23 protein-coding genes are annotated in these 18,580 nt (G+C 47.8%); 14 read left to right on the forward strand and 9 right to left on the reverse strand.

The window, feature by feature from the left end; translation table 11 throughout:
- Positions 1–80 precede the first annotated feature (80 nt).
- Positions 81–1,001 (forward strand): ABC transporter ATP-binding protein, encoded by a 921-nt coding sequence (locus ASG02_RS02515; protein ID WP_023467748.1) that lies wholly within the window; start codon positions 81–83, stop codon positions 999–1,001.
- Positions 994–1,992 (forward strand): ABC transporter permease, encoded by a 999-nt coding sequence (locus ASG02_RS02520; protein ID WP_035408742.1) that lies wholly within the window; start codon positions 994–996, stop codon positions 1,990–1,992. The genes ASG02_RS02515 and ASG02_RS02520 overlap by 8 nt, the downstream gene beginning before the upstream one ends.
- A 36-nt stretch (positions 1,993–2,028) precedes the next feature.
- Here ASG02_RS02520 and ASG02_RS02525 read toward each other — a convergent pair whose 3' ends face one another.
- Complete coding sequence (locus ASG02_RS02525) at positions 2,029–2,556, reverse strand: hypothetical protein (protein WP_056060517.1); 528 nt, start codon at positions 2,554–2,556, stop codon at positions 2,029–2,031.
- 509 nt (positions 2,557–3,065) lie between these two features.
- On the opposite strand from ASG02_RS02525, the gene miaA reads away from it, so the two are divergent.
- Together miaA and hfq are read left to right on the forward strand one after the other, a co-directional pair.
- Positions 3,066–3,992, forward strand: a complete 927-nt coding sequence (gene miaA / locus ASG02_RS02530; protein WP_056060520.1) for a tRNA (adenosine(37)-N6)-dimethylallyltransferase MiaA — start codon at positions 3,066–3,068, stop codon at positions 3,990–3,992.
- Positions 3,993–4,040: 48 nt separating this feature from the next.
- On the forward strand, positions 4,041–4,289 hold the full coding sequence (hfq, locus tag ASG02_RS02535) for an RNA chaperone Hfq (protein ID WP_023467753.1): 249 nt from the start codon (positions 4,041–4,043) through the stop codon (positions 4,287–4,289).
- A gap of 151 nt (positions 4,290–4,440) precedes the next feature.
- On the opposite strand, the gene ASG02_RS02540 is transcribed toward hfq, so the two are convergent.
- Positions 4,441–5,412: a tyrosine-type recombinase/integrase gene (locus tag ASG02_RS02540; protein ID WP_056060521.1), complete on the reverse strand. Its 972-nt coding sequence runs from the start codon at positions 5,410–5,412 to the stop codon at positions 4,441–4,443.
- 139 nt (positions 5,413–5,551) lie between these two features.
- Between ASG02_RS02540 and hflX the strand changes: the two genes are divergently transcribed.
- The 6 genes from hflX to ASG02_RS02570 all read left to right on the forward strand — a co-directional run bounded on the left by hflX (position 5,552) and on the right by ASG02_RS02570 (position 10,608).
- On the forward strand, positions 5,552–6,793 hold the full coding sequence (hflX, locus tag ASG02_RS02545) for a GTPase HflX (RefSeq protein ID WP_034785946.1): 1,242 nt from the start codon (positions 5,552–5,554) through the stop codon (positions 6,791–6,793).
- Between the two features lie 2 nt (positions 6,794–6,795).
- Complete coding sequence (locus ASG02_RS02550; RefSeq protein ID WP_056060524.1) at positions 6,796–8,073, forward strand: methionine gamma-lyase family protein; 1,278 nt, start codon at positions 6,796–6,798, stop codon at positions 8,071–8,073.
- 141 nt (positions 8,074–8,214) lie between these two features.
- A complete protein-coding gene (locus tag ASG02_RS02555; protein ID WP_023467758.1) occupies positions 8,215–8,613 on the forward strand; it encodes a MerR family transcriptional regulator in 399 nt (132 codons plus the stop codon).
- Positions 8,614–8,658: 45 nt separating this feature from the next.
- Positions 8,659–10,005 carry a type I glutamate--ammonia ligase gene (gene glnA / locus ASG02_RS02560; protein WP_056060529.1) on the forward strand — a complete coding sequence of 449 codons (1,347 nt, stop codon included), beginning with the start codon at positions 8,659–8,661 and terminating at the stop codon, positions 10,003–10,005.
- A gap of 116 nt (positions 10,006–10,121) precedes the next feature.
- The gene (locus ASG02_RS02565; RefSeq protein ID WP_050678346.1) at positions 10,122–10,358 is read left to right on the forward strand and encodes a (4Fe-4S)-binding protein; all 237 of its coding nucleotides are present in this window, start codon (positions 10,122–10,124) and stop codon (positions 10,356–10,358) included.
- The gene (locus ASG02_RS02570) at positions 10,333–10,608 is read left to right on the forward strand and encodes a GNAT family N-acetyltransferase (protein WP_035398130.1); all 276 of its coding nucleotides are present in this window, start codon (positions 10,333–10,335) and stop codon (positions 10,606–10,608) included. The genes ASG02_RS02565 and ASG02_RS02570 overlap by 26 nt, the downstream gene beginning before the upstream one ends.
- Positions 10,609–10,921: 313 nt before the next feature.
- Here the strand turns inward: ASG02_RS02570 and ASG02_RS02575 are convergent, their stop codons facing one another.
- Both ASG02_RS02575 and ASG02_RS02580 read right to left on the reverse strand, forming a co-directional pair.
- Complete coding sequence (locus ASG02_RS02575) at positions 10,922–11,248, reverse strand: AzlD domain-containing protein (protein ID WP_035408727.1); 327 nt, start codon at positions 11,246–11,248, stop codon at positions 10,922–10,924.
- Entirely contained in the window at positions 11,227–11,928 is a 702-nt protein-coding gene (locus ASG02_RS02580; protein ID WP_035408725.1) for an AzlC family ABC transporter permease, read from the reverse strand. Before ASG02_RS02580 ends, ASG02_RS02575 begins: the two co-directional genes overlap by 22 nt.
- Positions 11,929–12,082: 154 nt before the next feature.
- On the opposite strand from ASG02_RS02580, the gene dhaK reads away from it, so the two are divergent.
- From dhaK to dhaM, 3 genes are read left to right on the forward strand one after another with little or no spacing between them, the layout of a single operon-like run.
- Positions 12,083–13,051: a dihydroxyacetone kinase subunit DhaK gene (dhaK, locus tag ASG02_RS02585; protein ID WP_035408722.1), complete on the forward strand. Its 969-nt coding sequence runs from the start codon at positions 12,083–12,085 to the stop codon at positions 13,049–13,051.
- A gap of 24 nt (positions 13,052–13,075) precedes the next feature.
- A complete protein-coding gene (gene dhaL, locus ASG02_RS02590) occupies positions 13,076–13,678 on the forward strand; it encodes a dihydroxyacetone kinase subunit DhaL (RefSeq protein ID WP_056060533.1) in 603 nt (200 codons plus the stop codon).
- Positions 13,671–14,039, forward strand: a complete 369-nt coding sequence (gene dhaM, locus ASG02_RS02595) for a dihydroxyacetone kinase phosphoryl donor subunit DhaM (RefSeq protein WP_056060536.1) — start codon at positions 13,671–13,673, stop codon at positions 14,037–14,039. Before dhaL ends, dhaM begins: the two co-directional genes overlap by 8 nt.
- Before the next feature lie 87 nt (positions 14,040–14,126).
- Here the strand turns inward: dhaM and ASG02_RS02600 are convergent, their stop codons facing one another.
- From ASG02_RS02600 to lexA, 5 genes are all read right to left on the reverse strand, one after another.
- The gene (locus ASG02_RS02600; RefSeq protein ID WP_056060537.1) at positions 14,127–14,447 is read right to left on the reverse strand and encodes a hypothetical protein; all 321 of its coding nucleotides are present in this window, start codon (positions 14,445–14,447) and stop codon (positions 14,127–14,129) included.
- A gap of 78 nt (positions 14,448–14,525) precedes the next feature.
- On the reverse strand, positions 14,526–16,028 hold the full coding sequence (gene glpK, locus ASG02_RS02605; protein ID WP_035408709.1) for a glycerol kinase GlpK: 1,503 nt from the start codon (positions 16,026–16,028) through the stop codon (positions 14,526–14,528).
- A gap of 43 nt (positions 16,029–16,071) precedes the next feature.
- Complete coding sequence (locus ASG02_RS02610) at positions 16,072–16,773, reverse strand: MIP/aquaporin family protein (RefSeq protein WP_056060540.1); 702 nt, start codon at positions 16,771–16,773, stop codon at positions 16,072–16,074.
- Between the two features lie 186 nt (positions 16,774–16,959).
- Positions 16,960–17,430, reverse strand: coding sequence for a metal-binding protein (locus ASG02_RS02615; RefSeq protein ID WP_035408706.1), 471 nt, complete (start codon positions 17,428–17,430; stop codon positions 16,960–16,962).
- Positions 17,431–17,461: 31 nt separating this feature from the next.
- Positions 17,462–18,076, reverse strand: a complete 615-nt coding sequence (lexA, locus tag ASG02_RS02620) for a transcriptional repressor LexA (RefSeq protein WP_023467770.1) — start codon at positions 18,074–18,076, stop codon at positions 17,462–17,464.
- A 211-nt stretch (positions 18,077–18,287) separates the two neighbouring features.
- Here lexA and ASG02_RS02625 point away from each other — a divergent pair, with 211 nt between their 5' ends.
- Complete coding sequence (locus ASG02_RS02625) at positions 18,288–18,575, forward strand: hypothetical protein (protein WP_056060543.1); 288 nt, start codon at positions 18,288–18,290, stop codon at positions 18,573–18,575.
- Positions 18,576–18,580: the final 5 nt, after the last annotated feature.

Consider the following 18,580-nt stretch of genomic DNA (forward strand, 5'->3'; position numbering starts at 1 on the left):
AAGAATGTGCGGAAATGAAGTGTTCTGACAAGTCAAATGATTCATTATTCCGCTAGAATAGACAATAAGAGGTGAGAGACGTGAAACCAACAGTTAAATTAGAAGGTGTAACAAAGGTGATCGGAAAAAAAACGATCATCGATAATATCTCGTTTGAAATTCAACCGGGTGAGGTCTTCGGATTCCTTGGACCGAACGGGGCAGGGAAAACGACGACGATCCGGATGCTCGTCGGACTGATCAAACCGACGTCCGGTAAAATCACTGTCTGTGACTTCGATGTCCGCAAACAGTTCGTCCAAGCGATGGAGCGGATTGGTTCGATCGTTGAGAACCCGGAGTTGTATAAATATTTGACAGGTCGTGAAAATTTACAAGTCTTTGCCCGGATGTTACCGAATGTCGACGAGGCAAGGATTCAGGAAGTCATCGATCTCGTCGATTTGACGGCGCGGGTCGACGATCAAGTCCGGACATACTCGCTCGGGATGCGTCAGCGTCTCGGTATCGCCCAAGCACTACTCGGACGACCAAGCGTCTTGATTCTCGACGAACCGACGAATGGTCTCGATCCGATGGGGATTCGGGATTTGCGTCAATTCATCCGCCGGCTCGTCGAGGAAACGGGACTGTCGGTCCTCGTCTCGAGTCATATTCTCGCTGAAATCGAGATGCTCGCCGATCGTGTCGCGATCATGAGTTACGGTAAAATCGTTCAAGTCGGAACGGTCAAGGAGCTGGTCGAGTCGCTTGCTCCTGGTGTTGATTGGCGTGTCGACGATGCCTTCAAGGCGAACGAGATTTTATCGGCTTCTGATTTAGTCCAAGTATCCGAAGTCGTCGATGCGAATACGGTCCATACCTTGATGGATGCTAGTAAGACGCCGGCACTCAACAAGCAGTTGCTTGAAGCAGGTGTTGAAGTTTGGACGATCGAACGGAAAGTCCAGACGCTTGAAGATCTGTTCATCACGTTAACGGGAGGCGATCACATTGCGTAATCCGAACATGATCGGTCTCGTCCGAAATGAAGTTACGAAAATCGCTTCGAAACGTCGGTTTGCTGTCGTTGCGATCATCCTCATCGTCCTCGTTTCAATGTTTACGTACGCACAGTATCGAGACATTCAAGAACAGATCAAAAAGCAAGGAACACTCGATTGGCGGGTTGAACTTCAACAAGATATCGTCGATACACAGAACCGTCTTGCTTCTAGCAGTATTCAAGATGAGTTCCGTCAGTTCCTTGAATTTGACCTAAAACAAAACCAATACTATCTCGATAACGACATCAATCCGAATTATCCGGGAGCCCCGACGTTCATCCGGATATTCTTTTCGCAAGGATTGACGCTGATTTTACCGCTGTTCATCATCGTCATCATGGCGGACATCGTCAGCGGGGAACAAAATGACGGAACGATCAAGACATTGCTGTCGCGACCGGTCCGGCGTTGGAAGATCCTCATGGCGAAATGGTTGACGGTGTTACTTTATACATCGATGCTAATGGCATTGACCGTCGTCGTCTGTTATGCGATATCCGGAATCGTCCTCGGTTATGACGGCTGGACCGCACCGATCTTGACCGGATTCCAAGCTTCACCGAGCGGAACGTTCTCGACTGAATTCGTGCATACGTTACCGATGTGGGAGTATCTGTTGATGGCGGTCGGTCTAGCCTGGATCGTCACGGCGGTCGTTGGGACGATTGCCTTGATGGTTTCCGTTCTCGTCAAGAATACGGCGACAGGCATCGGGATCATGATGGCAGTTTTGATTTCCGGTACGTTACTGACGACGCTCGGTTCAAGCTGGACGAGTTCGAAGTATCTCGTCAACGTCAACTTTGGACTGATTAACTACCTCGATGGTCAAGCGCCACCGATCGAAGGGATGACACTTCCGTTCTCGCTTGCTGTCCTCGGTTGTTGGACGGTCGCGGCACTAATCGTTGCCTTCTGGAACTTCACGCAAAAAGATATGTATTAAGAAAAACGGGTCCACCTGAAGAGGGGGACCCGTTTGTCATGATTTGTAAGGCGATTTGTCGTATGTTTCCATTATTTTTTGATACTGAAGCTGTGTTGGTATTGAAGCGTCTAAACTTAGAACGGGGGAAACCGACCGTTCCATTTGCAGTTGGTGTTCCGCGAACGTGCCGATCATCTTCGGGTCCGTCGCCGTATGATACGTCCGGCACCAGTCGAGGAACTCATTTGATCCTGAAAAGTCAGGATAACGTGCTGCTTCGCGTGCGATGAGCCGTTCCATCCGGAGCGATTCGTCGAGCGACAGGAAGACGAGCAAGTCCCGATTGGTGAAACCATCCGGGTGCCAGGCGAAGACGGAACCGGAGACGACGTAATCACGGTAAGACAGTATATCTGCTTCATACATGGAAAATCGCTCGGAGACGTCACGTTTTTCAGTGAACTTCGTATCTCTCCAGAGATAATGGTCGGTATCGATCCACGCAATCCGTTCCGATTGTCCGATGAATGCACCTAGTGTACTTTTTCCAGTACCAGACCCACCAATGATTTGAATGCGCACGAGAACCAGCTCCTTTCGAAATAATCTACTAGCACACAGAACAGGCCCGGGCATGATGCCGGACCTGTTCTGTGGAAGAAGGAAATCTTCCTATGTCGCCTCGTGCCAGCACAAGACATGGAATCGAGAGGCAGTGCCTCTAATAGGAAGCCGATGCAGGTCAGCCTCCGCGCTACGTACCAATCGTACTTTTATCATACTGATTCCAAGAATTGGTGTCAAACCTGCTCGAAAGGGTTTACAAACCATTCAAACCGTCAAAAGAGAGAATAACGATGACTAGAGGAGGAACGACCATGGCAGATTGGGGCATCATGCTGACAGGCGTCGTCATTTGTGGATGGTGCATCTTTAGTGCCATCTATGACGATTTCATCCGTCGCGTATAAGACAAGTAAGTGTGGAACCGTCCAAGGAGGGCGGTTTTTTTGTGGATTTTTTTAATCCGAGTAAATGGCTGTGGTACACTCGAATCAAAAATGAAAAAGATAAAGAATGGGTGAAGCAGAATGAAGAAACAACCAGTTATCGTCATCGTCGGACCGACGGCAGTCGGAAAAACGAAGACAGGCATTGAACTCGCAAAACGACTAAACGGAGAGGTCTTATCCGGAGATTCGGTTCAAGTCTATCAAGGGATGGACATCGGATCGGCAAAAGTGACGACCGAAGAGATGGAAGGAGTGCCGCATCATCTGCTTGATCTCGTTACACCGGACGACGAGATGAGTGTAGCCCGTTTCCAAACGGTTGCCCGAGCAACGATCGATGAGATCGCGAGCCGTGGTAAGTTGCCGATCATCGTCGGCGGAACAGGGCTTTACATCCGTTCAATTTTATATGACTACCAGTTTACTGAGCAGGCAGAAGATCCAGCCTTACGGGCTGAACTCGAAGCGTATGCGGCGACACATGGAGCAACTGCACTACATGATCAGTTAAAGGAACTCGATCCGGTGCGCGCAGAAGCGATTCATCCGAATAACATCCAGCGGGTCGTTCGGGCGATCGAGGTCGCGCGGACTGGTCAGACACAAACGACTGGCAGTCAACCGGCACTTTACGAGAGTTTGTTGTTCGTTTTACACATGAAAGACCGGGATCGTTTGTATGACCGGATTGATCAGCGGGTAGACATGATGGTCGACAGTGGCCTTCTAGAGGAAGTGGCGCGTCTGGACGCTGCCGGGTATCGACAGACGAAGGCGTTGCAAGCGATTGGTTATAAAGAGATGTTACCTGTTCTTGACGGAGCACCACTCGCTCCTGCTGTTGACATGCTAAAACGGAACACACGACGCTTCGCCAAACGTCAATTGACATGGTTCCGTCATCAATTTGATGGCGTTTGGGTAGATATGGGAAAGTTTTCATTTGAAGAAACGTTCAAAATTATCTATGATAGAACTGTAGAGTTTCTGAAAGCGGTTAAATAAGAGTTGCCCGAAGACAGAAACAGATAAAAAGAGGGGGCACGGGGAATCATGAAAGCGACATACAACATTCAGGACGTCTTTTTAAATCAATTACGGAAAGATGCAGTCCCAACGACGGTTTTCTTAATCAGCGGGTATCAATTACGGGGGCTGATCAAGTCATTTGATAACTTCACGGTCATTTTGGAGTCGGAAGGCAAACAGCAATTGATCTACAAACACGCAATTTCGACGTTCGCACCAGCGCGCAACGTGACGTTATATGAACAAGAAGAGACACAAGAAGTTTCTCGCTAATGAAAAAGACGACCGGGGGGTCGTCTTTTTTTTTAGGTTTCATTCAGGTGTGGGTCGTATTAAAAATTCGAGACGAATAACGAAAGAAGAATGACGCTTCGCAAGTGAAGTGAAAAATGACAGCTACTTCACTTTCAGCGTAAATGTGTCATTACAGTAATGGTGTCAGTTCCTCGACCGCCTCTTCATAACGTCGAAGCGAGACATCCTTATAAAGACACGTCTTCTGCAGGCGTTCTTCCTTCGTCATCTCGTCCTGATACGTTTTTAGGATGAAGCTGTTGCGTAACATCGACGGCGTCAAGACCCGCTTGTTGTCCGACCGTTCATTCAGCTGACGCATCATCTTCGTGATCATGACGATCGACAATTGCTTCGGTGCATTCTTACTGTAAACCCAGCGGAATGTCATCCGGGCGAAGTCGAACGCGACGAAAAAAGGGTCGGTACTGTGATAACGAGGACGGACGGGCTCCGGAATCGTCTTCAAGTAACGCAACATGATATCTTGATCTTCCCGCTCGAGATGGAGCAGGTAGCGGTTGCCGAGTCGATCGTGGACGGTCATCTCTTGCTGGGCGAAGTTGAGATCGTGCATCTTTAAGCCGATGATGTGATGGACGCGTAAACCGTAGCGATAAAACAGGCGGAGAATGAGTTCGTTTCGATCGATCAAATACGGACGGGCTTTCAATTGATGTTCCGTCAAGCCGCGATCGGATTGATTCGTTCGGACGAGTTGCTCGTATTCCTTAAAGGAAGCGACGTGTTTTGCCGTCAATTCATGTGTCGGTTGTGCGTATTCGATCAGCTTCGCCTTCGTTTGTCGAATTTGGTAATTAACTTGATTGATGACGGTGACGATTCGGGCGACCGTCGCTTGTTGGTAGAGTTTCTCTTCGATCAAGTACTCATTGATGAACGTCTTCCACGTCTCGATCGAAATCGCCTTGAAATCATCGATCGTCTCAAGTGGTTGATCGACATCCGTCATATAGCGGTGGACTTCGATTAAATCGTACCGATAGCGCCGGACGGTCGAAAGTTGTCGTCCGCTTGTCGTTAAATAAAATAGGTAGCGTTCAATGAACTCTGGAAGCGTATACGACTGTTCGCGTGCCATCGTTTTCCTCCCTTTCGTAATGGTGTTTCTTCCATCATAAACCGAACGGATGTTTCCTGTCCAAAAAAGTTCAGACGAACCGGTGGCTGTGGTATGATAAGGGGCGCAGTACGTCTTTACTCGTGAAAGGAATGATATTATGTCAGAACGCGTCATCGTCGTTGGTTGCCAGCTCCCCGGTGTCCCAGATCATGTCTATGAAGAATCGGTCGCGGAGCTCGAAGCACTCGTAACGACTGCGCATGGTGTCGTCGTCGGTCGTTTGGATCAAAAACGACAAGCAATTGACCGCCGTACGTTCATCGGAAAAGGAAAGGTTGAGGAACTCGTTGCGTTAGCAGACGAACTTGAACCTGATTTAATCATATTCAATGCTGAAGTCACGCCCGGTCAAATGAAAAATATCCGGATTGCCTTATCAGACCCGGAAGCGATCAAGTTGATCGACCGGACGCAGTTGATTCTCGATATCTTCGCTGGACGTGCCCAATCACGCGAAGGGAAATTGCAGGTCGAACTGGCACAGATGAGTTATCTGTTGCCACGTCTTGCTGGGCAGGGAACACAACTGTCACGTCTTGGTGGCGGAATTGGAACACGTGGACCAGGTGAGTCGAAACTCGAGACGGATCGTCGTCATATCCGTCGCCGCGTCGATGAGATTTCGAAACAACTCGAGACATCCGTCGCGCATCGTGCCCGTTACCGGGAACGTCGCAAAGAGAATCAGACGTTCCAAATCGCACTCGTTGGTTATACGAATGCCGGCAAATCAACGATCTTCAACCGATTGACTCAAGCCGACACATACGAAAAGGATGAGTTGTTCGCGACGCTCGATCCGTTGACACGTCAAGTCGATTTGCCAGAAGGTGGGCAAATCCTCCTGACGGATACGGTCGGTTTCATTCAAGATCTGCCGACAAAGTTGATCGCAGCGTTCCGTTCGACACTCGAGGAAGTGCTAGAAGCGGACTTGATCCTCCACGTCGTCGATGCGTCGAGTGAGCATTACTTGAACCAGATGCAGACGACGAACGATGTTCTCGATGAACTCGGTGCCGGTGACATCCCGCAGCTAGAAGTCTACAACAAGAAGGACCAGCTGAACCGTTTGTTTACAGGCGGGAAACTGTTGATCTCTGCACTTGATCCACAGGACATCGAGCGTTTGATTGAAGAAATCGAACGTTCAATCAGTGAGATCCTCGAGTATCTCGAGATCCGCATCCCGGTTGATGGTTTTGCTCATTACAATCCGGCAAAGGAAGTCATGATGAACTTGAAGGAATCGTTCGAAGAAGATGGTTCTGTCATTCTTAAAGGTTACTTGCGTAAAGATACGCGTCTATATGCGACATTGAAACAATACGAGGTGTAAACATGTTTTCAGAATTAACCCATTACGAAACGCTTCGTCCGCTCATTGACCGGGCGGAGGAACAGATCGCTCCGTACGTCAAGAAGGCGCAAGAGGTCGCGGAATACAATCAATTCCGTGTCCTCGATGCGTTTCGGCGTCACAAGGTCAGTGATTTTCATTTCATGCCGTCAACTGGCTATGGCTACAACGATGAAGGACGCGATACGCTCGAACGGATCTATGCCGACGTCTTCGGTGCGGAAGCCGGTCTTTGTCGTCCACAAATCATCAGCGGCACCCATGCGATCGGTATCGCATTGTTCGGTTTATTGTTGCCGGGCGATGAACTGCTCTATATCACAGGAAAACCATACGACACGCTCGAAGAGATCGTCGGAATTCGTGGTGATGGACGCGGTTCATTAAAGGAACTGGGCGTCCAGTATGATGTCGTCGAGATGAAAAACGCCGAGACGATCGACGTACCGGCCGTTCTCGAACGGATCACACCGCAGACGAAGGTCGTCGGGATTCAGCGTTCAAAAGGGTATGCGACGCGACGCAGTCTACCGGTTAATGAAATCGGTGAAGCGATCGCCGCCATCAAAGACGCTCATCCCCATGTCTTGATTTTCGTCGATAACTGCTATGGTGAATTCGTCGAGACGATCGAACCGACGCACGTCGGGGCAGACTTGATGGCAGGGTCGTTGATTAAGAATCCGGGTGGTGGTCTTGCGAAGACTGGCGGTTATCTCGTCGGTCGAACGGACTTGATCGAACGGGCATCGTTCCGGATGACGACGCCAGGGATTGGCGCCGAAGCCGGTCCATCGTTATCCGCACTTCCGGATATGTATCAAGGTTTCTATATGGCACCACATACGGTTAGCCAAGCGTTGATGGGTGCGATGTTCACGTCAAGCATGCTCGGTCAGTTCGGCTTTGACACGGCACCGCACCATACGGCAGAACGGACGGATTTGATTCAATCGGTCTCGTTCCATGCGCCGGAGCCGATGATTGCTTTCTGTCAGGCGATCCAAGCTGCTTCACCCGTCAATGCACATGCGTTACCAATTCCGGATTATATGCCGGGATATGCGGACGATGTCATCATGGCAGCAGGAACGTTCGTACAAGGCTCATCGATCGAGTTGTCAGCGGATGGTCCGATCCGTGCACCCTATACTGCATACGTCCAAGGTGGTTTAACGTATAGCCACGTCAAGATCGCGATCATCTCAGCCGTCAATCACTTGATGGAAAAACAATTAATTCCAGAAAAAAACGTTTAATACTAGCATATCTCGTGAAAACGACCTCTGAACGACTTCGAGTAAAGTGATTAAAAAAGTTGTGTTAACTTTTCTTACATCGCTTGACAAGTTGCCTGACAGAGGTTTATTCTCATGGAGTAAGGAAAAAGGAGGAACCACATGGCAGACTCATCACGCCAGTCCAAGCCACTATTTCCCATCGGAGTCGTTCAAGAGTTGACCGCGTTATCTGCCCGCCAGATCCGATATTACGAAGAACAGGGACTGATTAAGCCGGAGCGGACAGAGACGAAGCGTCGCCTCTATTCGTTCAACGATGTCGATCGCCTGTTGTCGATTAAGGAATACCTGGATCAGGGACTGAATATCGCAGGGATCAAATTGATTTTTGAAAACGATCTCGTCAAACGCGAACGCGTTGCGGAGAGCGTCGTCGAGACGCGTCCGGAACTATCTGACGGCGAATTGTATAAACTCCTGAAAAATGAATTGAAGGAAGCAGGACGACATGGAAAGACGTCGCTCATCCAAGGTGAGCTCGGGCGTTTCTTCAAGTAAGGACCTGTAACCATATAAAAACGAATCGGAGAGGGGATTTGTCACATGACACGTCGCAACATTACACGAGAAGACATTTTGAAAATCGCTAAAGCTGAGGATGTACGCTTCATTCGCTTACAGTTCACAGATATCCTCGGAACGATCAAGAACGTTGAAATTCCAGTAAGCCAATTGGAAAAAGCACTTGATAACAAAATGATGTTCGATGGTTCATCGATTGAAGGATTCGTCCGGATCGAAGAATCAGATATGTATCTCTTCCCAGACTTAAACACATGGGTTGTCTTCCCATGGACAGAAGATGGAACAGGGAAAGTTGCACGTTTAATCTGTGACATCCATAATCCGGATGGCTCGCCGTTCGCAGGAGACCCACGTGGTCAGCTCAAACGGGTACTTAAAGAGATGGAAGAACTCGGTTTCACATCATTCAACGTTGGACCAGAGCCAGAATTCTTCCTCTTCAAGAAAGATGAAAAAGGTCGTCCGACACTTGAATTGAACGACCAAGGTGGATACTTCGACCTCGCACCAGTCGATCTTGGTGAAAATTGCCGTAAAGAAATCGTCATCGAGCTCGAGAACATGGGCTTTGAAATCGAAGCATCACACCACGAAGTCGCTCCAGGTCAGCACGAAATCGACTTCAAATATGCGGATGCGATCACGACAGCGGATAACATCCAAACGTTCAAACTTGTTGTCAAGACGATCGCGGCGAAGCACAACTTGCACGCGACATTCATGCCAAAACCACTCTTCGGAGTCAACGGATCAGGAATGCACGCGAACATGTCGCTTTTCAAAGGCAACGAGAACGTCTTCTTCGATGAAGGCAACGAAGAAATGCAATTGTCGGATGATGCACGTGCCTTCACAGCAGGTATCCTCAAACACGCACGTGCCTTCACAGCGGTTTGTAACCCGACAGTCAACTCATACAAACGTCTTGTTCCTGGCTACGAAGCGCCTTGCTACGTCGCATGGTCAGCCCGTAACCGTTCACCACTCGTCCGTGTTCCTGCAGCACGTGGACTCTCGACTCGTATCGAAGTTCGTTCAGTCGATCCAGCAGCGAATCCGTACCTCGCGCTTGCGACATTGCTCGCTTCAGGTCTCGACGGAATCAAGAACAACTTGAAAGCACCGGCTCCAATCGACCGTAACATCTACGTCATGGACAAACCGGAACGCGTTGCGAACGGAATCGATGATCTTCCATCAACACTCAGCCACGCACTCGAAGTCTTGAAAGCGGATGACGTCGTCATGCACGCTCTCGGCGATCACATCGCAGAGCACTTCGTTGAATTGAAAGAAATCGAATGGGATATGTTCCGGACGCAAGTCACGGAATGGGAACGCGATCAGTACATGGTCTTGTTCTAATCCAACTCAAGCACTTCTGGACTTTTGTCTGGAAGTGCTTTTTTCATGTCGTCGACAGGAATTGAGTCAAGGATATGGAAAGATACAAGAGTACAAAGAAAGGGAGACGATACATCATGAAAAAAGGATATGAAGGCAAAGAGATCACGGTCTATTTTGATTCGGAAGTCTGCATTCATTCCGGTCATTGTGTACGAAGTCTACCGACCGTCTTTGATGTCAAACGGCGTCCGTGGATTGAAGCGGACGGGGCGCCGGTGGAAGACGTCATGCGCGTCGTCGATGGTTGTCCAAGCGGCGCCTTATCTTACGAACGGAGGGAAGCAAATGGAGCTGAAACGAGCGGAACGTAAAATCGAAGCCCATCAGGAAGGTGAAGTGATTGGAGAAATCACTTACAGCGATACGAACAACGGCATGTGGATCATCGATCACACGTATGTTGATCCCGCGCACCGGAACCAACAGATCGGAGAACAACTCGTTGCCGAGATCGTCAACTGGGCACGGGAAGCAAACGTCAAGCTACTGCCGTTATGTCCGTTTGCGAAAAAAGAGTTCGAACATCAATCGGATTATCAGGACGTACAAGCAAATACGTGATCACAAAAATCTCCTCCGGTCTCTCAAGACTAGAGGAGATTTTTTCGAGTCATTGTTTGTGATCTCTGACTTTCATTTTGCGAGAAACAACCATCGCACCGAAATAGGCGATGACGTACAACACGACCAGTCCTTGTTTTAGCATATAAGGTAGATTCATTTGATTCACAAGTAGAAAACTAGCGCACGATAAAATTAAAAAGGGTATTAGCCACTTGTTCGGCACATCAGCACCTCCTTCACTATCTATGTATTTCCATTTTAAGGATAACATGAAATATTTACTGAAATATGTTAAAGATGAATAACTTGCTTACAAATAAATCCGTAGAAACGCCATCGTGACGACACCGGTGATGACCGTCCAAGAAAGACTTTTACTGAAAATCGCGACTGCCATCGTCGGTAGGGCGGCGAAGACATGAAGCGTCGAAATCGTCGGGAACGCGTTGTCTTGCGCGATAAGTAAATTTTGAAAGAAGAGGGCGCCAAGCAGGCAGACGGGAATGAACGAGAGCCATTCCGTTACAAGGCGCGGTAACGTCAGTCCATGAAGGACGAGAAACGGTAAGATACGTGGAATCCAAGTGACGAGTCCACAAGCTAAAAAGAGACCGATTAATTCTGGGCGGATTTCCATCGTGTGATCACGACTCCTATACTAGCGCCACCGAGTGTCGCGCAAAGAACGGCGACTTCCGCAGAAAAGTAGCGCATGGTGATGTAAAGCAAAAGTAAGACGATCAATAAGAGGCAACTATTCACGGCAATGCGGGTACGTTCTCCTTCAAATTGTAAGTACAATAAACCGATGAACATCGCCGTCAGAGCAAAGTCGAGACCGAAGCGCTCGGGATCAGGAAACCAGCTACCGACAAGTGCACCGAGAACGGTTGCGATAATCCAGCTAAGATACGCGGTCAGATTTAAGCCATGCATGAAGGACGGTGAGATCTTCCCTTTTTGCGCAGTATTCATTGCGACAGCGAACGATTCATCTGTCAGTAACGTCCCGGTACCGAGTCGATCACGAAGGTGGCGTGTCTCGACGTGCGGAGCGAGCGTCAGACTCATTAACAAGTGCCTGAGATTGACGATGAATGTCGTCAGAATGATGGCAGAGGCGGGACTATTCAACAGCAAGAGACTCGTGATGATGAATTGAGCGGCGCCGGCATAGATGAAGACGGACATGAATCCGACTTCAAGAGGGGATAAGCCGGAGGCACGACCGACGATCCCTGCGGAAAAGCCGATGCCGATATAGCCAAGGACGGTGGGTAGACAGGCGCGGACACCTGCTTGAAAGGCTGATGACATTCAATTCCTCCTCTTTTTTAAGAGCATAGCATTCGTGCGGTATATCGTCACCAACTGGTCAATATTTTCATCATTTTTTTCGACATACTCGACTTGATTTGGTGGTAAAGAGTAAGTGGTACGGCAAAATCAGTTAGGTAAAGGAGCGTTTTTCATGCACAAATTAATGAAAGATTCAAACCGGTTCGTTTCAGACATGGTCGACGGACTCGTACTTGCTCACCCTGATTTGTATAAAAAAGTCGAAGGTGTTAACGTCGTTGCGCGGAAAGTACCACTGGACGGAAAAGTCGGTCTTGTCTCTGGTGGGGGAAGCGGTCACGAACCGGCACACGCTGGATTCGTCGGGGACGGTATGCTTGCTGCGGCTGTTTGTGGGGAAGTGTTCACTTCACCGACACCAGACATGGTGCTTGAAGGCATCAAGGCAGCTCATGGGGGAAAAGGTGTCCTACTCGTCGTCAAGAACTATTCAGGTGACGTCATGAACTTCGATATGGCGAAGGAACTTGCTGAACTCGAGGATATTGAAGTTGATACGGTCGTCGTTAATGATGACATCGCGATCAAAAAGGAAGAGGATCGTCGTGGGGTCGCAGGAACTGTCTTCGTCCATAAGATTGCCGGTGCTGCAGCGGCAGAAGGAAAATCACTAAGTGAAGTCAAAGCAGTTGCGGAAAAAGTCATCAAGGGCGTTCGTTCGATTGGAATGGCACTCTCACCATGTTACATGCCGGAGAGCGGCAAGCCAGGCTTTGAGTTGCATGATGACGAGATGGAGATCGGAATCGGGATCCACGGTGAAAAAGGACTTGAACGAAAAGCAGTCGCTTCCGTTGATGCGATCGTCAAAGAGTTGCTCGATCGTTTGACGAAAGAAGTACCAGACAAAAAAGTCGCCGTCATGGTGAATGGGATGGGCGGAACACCAGAATCTGAACTGTACATCACGTATAAATATGTCGCGGAAGAACTTGAGGCGCATGGTTACGAGATTGCCCGCTCATTCGTTGGAAACTATATGACATCGCTTGAGATGCACGGGTTCTCAATCACGCTCTTACCAGTGGATGATGAACTGCTCGGATATCTCGATGCAGAAACGAAAGCGATTGGATTCTAATTCAAATAAACGGGGTGTAAAAACATGAAGTTGACGACGGAACAGTTGCAAAGCGCGCTCCTCAAAGCAGCGGAACAGATCGAACAGCATAAGGATGAATTGACGGACCTTGACCGGGAAATTGGTGATGGAGATCATGGAATTAACATGTCGCGTGGCTTCCAAGCAGTCCAGAAGACGCTAGAAGAACACGGCGAATATGAGGATTTAGGAGCTTTATCCAAAGAAGTCGGGATGACGCTGATCAAAACGATTGGTGGGGCATCCGGTCCTTTATACGGGACAGCATTCGTTAAGTTCGCCGGTGCATTCAAAGGGAAAACAGAAGTCGAAGGTACGGATCTTGCAGACGCTTTCCGCGAAGCGACGGAAGGGATCAAATCGCGTGGGAAATCGGAATTCGGTCAAAAGACGATGGTCGATATCTGGACACCGTTCCAAGAAGCGCTCTCGCAAGAAGAGGACTTGAAAGCGGCAATCGATCAAGCACTTGCTGATACAAAAGCGCGTATCGCAACGAAAGGGCGCGCGTCCTACTTCGGTGAAGCGACGGAAGGCGTCCAGGACCCAGGTAGTTTATCGAGTGCTTTGCTACTCAGCGAAATTGCGGAGGTGCTTCATGGTTAATCTTGTACTTGTTTCTCATAGTGAAAAACTCGCGGCTGGGCTGAAAGAACTGTTGGCAGAGATGGCACCGGATACGCCAGTCTTAGTAGCAGCCGGTCTTGAAGATGGTAGCATTGGAACGGACGCAACACGAATCGAAGAAATACTGAATACACTAGACGACGATGGAGTCGTCTTAACGGATATTGGTTCTGCGACGATGAACACGGAACTAGCACTTGAATTATACAGTGGCGAACGGACGGTACGTTTTATCGACGCACCACTCGTCGAAGGTGCTTTTCTAGCAGCTGTTTTAAGTGGACAGTCGAAATCCGTCGATGAGATTGAAGACGGATTAAAAAATGAGTTTGGCAAATAAGTAATGAATCCCCCATTGCGAATAGGCGAGGGGGATTTATTTCAATTACTTTTATTCATATTAAAACTTAGTAGAGACTCTCATGAATCAAAACGACCGGAGCCACTCTTCTAACCACTCTCTAGGTAAGCAAACTGTAGCTAAATTAAGTGTTTGTAATGCATCCAAAGAATACGTGTTATAAAGATAGAGATCCCATTGTGCATCGATATCGTTTACTACTTCAGTCGCTTGTTCACTTAATGGATAAGTTCCACGTCCGTCAGTTGCAAGATGATAATAATCATTATGGTAGACATTGATCATATACCGGTAACACCAGTCTGCCAGTTCTTCATGCGTGATGTTGCCATCAAGCGCGAACTGAATGTATTCTTTTAGCTGTTGATCAGAATAAATGGTATTCATGAGGCACCTCACGCTATATTTTCTATAAGATATCAAAAACCCGGTCCCTCTGTAAAAGGGATCGGGTTATTAATTAACTTATTTCGATGGTTTAAAGACCATTGTCGCTTCCACTGCTTTTTGCCATCCAGCATAGCGTTGTTCACGATCGTCTTCTTTCATCTCTGGTTTAAACTGATGATCGAGCTTCCATTGTTGTTTGATTTCCGCTTTATCTTTCCAGTAACCGACGGCTAATCCAGCAAGATATGCTGCACCGAGTGCTGTCGTTTCGTTGATTTCTGGACGATCGACAGGAACGCCGAGGATATCCGATTGGAACTGCATCAAGAAGTTATTGGCTACAGCACCACCGTCGACACGAAGTGTTTTCAGTTCGATTCCAGAATCTTGTTCCATCGCTGTCAACACGTCGCGTGTTTGATAAGCGAGTGATTCAAGCGTTGCCCGAACGAAGTGCTCTTTATCTGTTCCGCGTGTTAATCCGAAGATCGCCCCACGAACATCTGAATCCCAATACGGTGCACCAAGACCGACAAAAGCAGGAACGACGTAAACACCGTCTGTTGAATCGACTTTCGTTGCATAGCCTTCTGAATCTTTCGCGTGTTTCAACATACGGAGTCCATCGCGGAGCCACTGGATTGCAGAACCGGCGACGAAGATAGAGCCTTCGAGCGCATATTCGACTTTTCCATCAACTCCCCAAGCAATTGTCGTCAAGAGTCCGTGGTCAGAAGAAACGGCTTTCTCACCTGTGTTCATGAGCATGAAACAACCTGTTCCGTATGTGTTCTTTCCTTCACCTTCTTCAAAACACGTTTGACCAAAGAGTGCAGCTTGTTGGTCACCAGCGATCCCAGCGATTGGCACTTCGTAACCGAAGAAGTGATATGGTACCGTCTTGTCGTAGACTTCACTCGATTGACGAACTTCTGGTAACATTGATGCAGGAACACCGAGGATATCGAGCAACTCTTCATCCCATTTTTGCTCATAGATGTTGTACATCAATGTCCGTGAAGCGTTCGTGTAATCCGTGATATGCGTTTTTCCACCAGACAATTTCCAAACGAGCCACGTATCGATCGTACCGAAGAGTAATTCACCGTTCTCTGCTTGCTCACGTGCACCTTCGACATTGTCGAGGATCCATTTGACTTTCGTACCAGAGAAGTAGGCATCAATCAAAAGTCCTGTTTTATCGCGGAACTTCTGATTCAAGCCCTGTTCTTTTAAATCGTCACAGATACCAGACGTTTGACGTGATTGCCAAACGAGCGCGTGATAAACCGGTTTACCTGTTTCTTTGTTCCAGACCACTGTCGTTTCACGTTGGTTCGTGATTCCGATTCCGGCGATTTGCTCAGGTTTGATATCTGCTGTTCCGAGTGCTTCAGCCATAACAGCAAGAATCGAACCCCAGATTTCGTTTGCATCGTGCTCGACCCAGCCTGGTTGCGGGAAGTATTGCTTGAATTCCCGTTGTGCCGAGTTGACGATTTTCCCGTCGTGATCGAAGATGATCGCACGTGAGCTTGTCGTACCTTGGTCGAGTGCTAGGATATACTTGTTTTCCATTTCGAAATCCCCCTTGAGCGGTATGTGTTAGTGAAACGTGATCTTAGTAGACCAATTGGTAGATGAACACGGCAAGCGCTCCGCCGATGATTGGACCAACAACTGGAATCCATGAGTAGCCCCAGTCAGATGACCCTTTATTCGGAATCGGTAAGATAGCATGTGCGATACGCGGTCCAAGGTCACGGGCCGGGTTGATGGCATATCCTGTTGTACCACCAAGTGATAGACCGATGACGACGACGAGTAAACCGACGATAAGTGGTTTTAAGCCGTCACCGAATGTCGTTAAACCGAGCGCCAAGATACCGAAGACGAGAACGAATGTCCCGATGATTTCAGAAATCAAGTTCGACGGCGTATGGCGAATCGCTGGACCTGTTGCGAACACACCGAGTTTTGCAGCTTGATCATCAGTCGCTTCAAAATGTTTCATGTAATGAAGCCAAACGAGAATGGCGCCGATGAAAGCTCCGACAAGTTGTCCGGCAATATAGACAGGAACGTCTGCCCACGGTAAATCAGAGTTTAAAGCAAGTGCAATTGTTAAAGCGGGGTTCAAGTGAGCTCCACTCTCAGCAGCGACGAATGCTCCTGTCATGACGGCAAGACCCCAAGCGAACGTGATGACAATCCATCCGCTGTTTTCGGACTTCGTCTTTCTCAAGACGACACCGGCGACAACGCCATCCCCGAGCAGAATGAGGATCATCGTACCGATCATTTCCAATACAAAGTTATTCATGCAAAAACCCTCCCTTTGGATTAAAGCAAATAATGGTCTTTCTACTTTAAATTACTCCGATTTGATAACGTTTTCAATACATATAATTGAAATATAGGAATGGAAATTTTTTATTTTAATGTTTAAAGATACGAAAAAGTGGATAAGAAAACACCTCGTCTTGCCTGCAAGCAAGCAAAAGAGGTGTTAACGACGACGCTTTTTTCTTTTTTTAGGTCGAAACCAACTACTGGAATAATCTAGTAGGATATGAATTGTGCTAGCTACCATGATACCAATGACAAAAGCGGGTAGGGAAGCGAACCAGGAATCAATGGTCTCTGATGCGATGACTTGAAAATACAAGCTGAGAAATAATAAGGGAATCACAAGTGCAGCACTATAAAGGAGTCGGATGACATCCCCAATGATCAATCCGTGTGACCAGATCGAGCGGTGGGGCATGATCTTGACATAAGGCATCCACAGGACTCGAAATGGTCCAAAGCGATAATACGGTTCTGACTTTAAATCGAGGTCAGGTGACAACCAAAGCGTACCGACAGCGATTCCGATGGCAGTCGGTAACCAATCCGTTTGTTGCGTTGCGACCGAATACGCAACGTAACCCGTCAGTGCGACGGTATTGACGGTATCATGTACATTTCCTGAAGGCATGAAAAAAGACCAGTCGTAACTGGTCCCTCCGTCAATGAATCGTCCGATACACGCCGATTACCTTACCAAGAATGGAGACATTATCGAAATACATCGGATCCATCGAGTCATTTTCTGGTTGTAGACGTACCTGTTGATCTTCTAAGAAGAACCGTTTCACCGTCGCTTCGCTATCTTCGGTCATAGCTACGACGATTTCTCCGTTTTCTGCTGTGTTTTGTTGGCGTACGATGACACGATCGCCGTCAAGAATACCTGCGTTAATCATTGATTCACCATCGATCGTCAACATGAAGACCGTTTCGTTTCCTACATAATGTGCAGGGAGCGGGAATTGTTCTTCGATGTTTTCAATCGCTGTAATCGGAAGACCAGCTGTGACTTTCCCGATGACAGGAACATGAACGATGGCTTCCGTGATTTCTTCAGGCTTATCAAGCAATATCTCAATCGCACGTGGTTTCGTCGGGTCACGGCGAATCATTCCCCGTTTCTCGAGTCGATCCAAATGACCGTGTACCGTCGAGCTAGACGCGAGTCCGACTGCTTCTCCGATTTCACGAACTGATGGTGGATACCCCTTCAGTTTCACTTCAGAGACGATGTAGTCGAGAATCTCTTGTTGGCGCTTAGACATTTTCCGCATACGAATTGCCACCTCTTTCTGGATTGAAGTTTGAAATGTAAGAATATATGTTTCTAAATTCACTATAACATAGAACAAATGAGCGTACAAACAATTGTTCGACATTTTGTGTTGACCGAACACGGGTTCTGTGTTTATTATGAATTATGCGAACAATTGTTCCGCGAACATTTATTCTAACTCATTCATTTCATATTTGGAGGGATTCATGATGATTCATACGATTCGTACTCATGCTTTTTCTATTCTCTTCTATGCATTAAGTATTGCTTTCGTGATCTTTTTACTCACACCACGCCCAGATGAAAAGGTAGCGCAATTGATGACAGCTTCCGTTACGGTCGATGAGGACGCTACAGTCGAACAAATTGCTGAAGTCTACAATGACGGTTCGATGTCAGATGAGGAATACGTCAACTGGTTGATCAAAAATAATGATGTTGAGACAAAACATGTCATCTCAAAAAGCAAAATCGTTGTACCAATCGCACAACAATGACAAAA

Origin of the sequence: Exiguobacterium sp. Leaf196 (genome assembly GCF_001423965.1) — a bacterium.
In the GTDB taxonomy this organism is placed as follows: domain Bacteria; phylum Bacillota; class Bacilli; order Exiguobacteriales; family Exiguobacteriaceae; genus Exiguobacterium_A.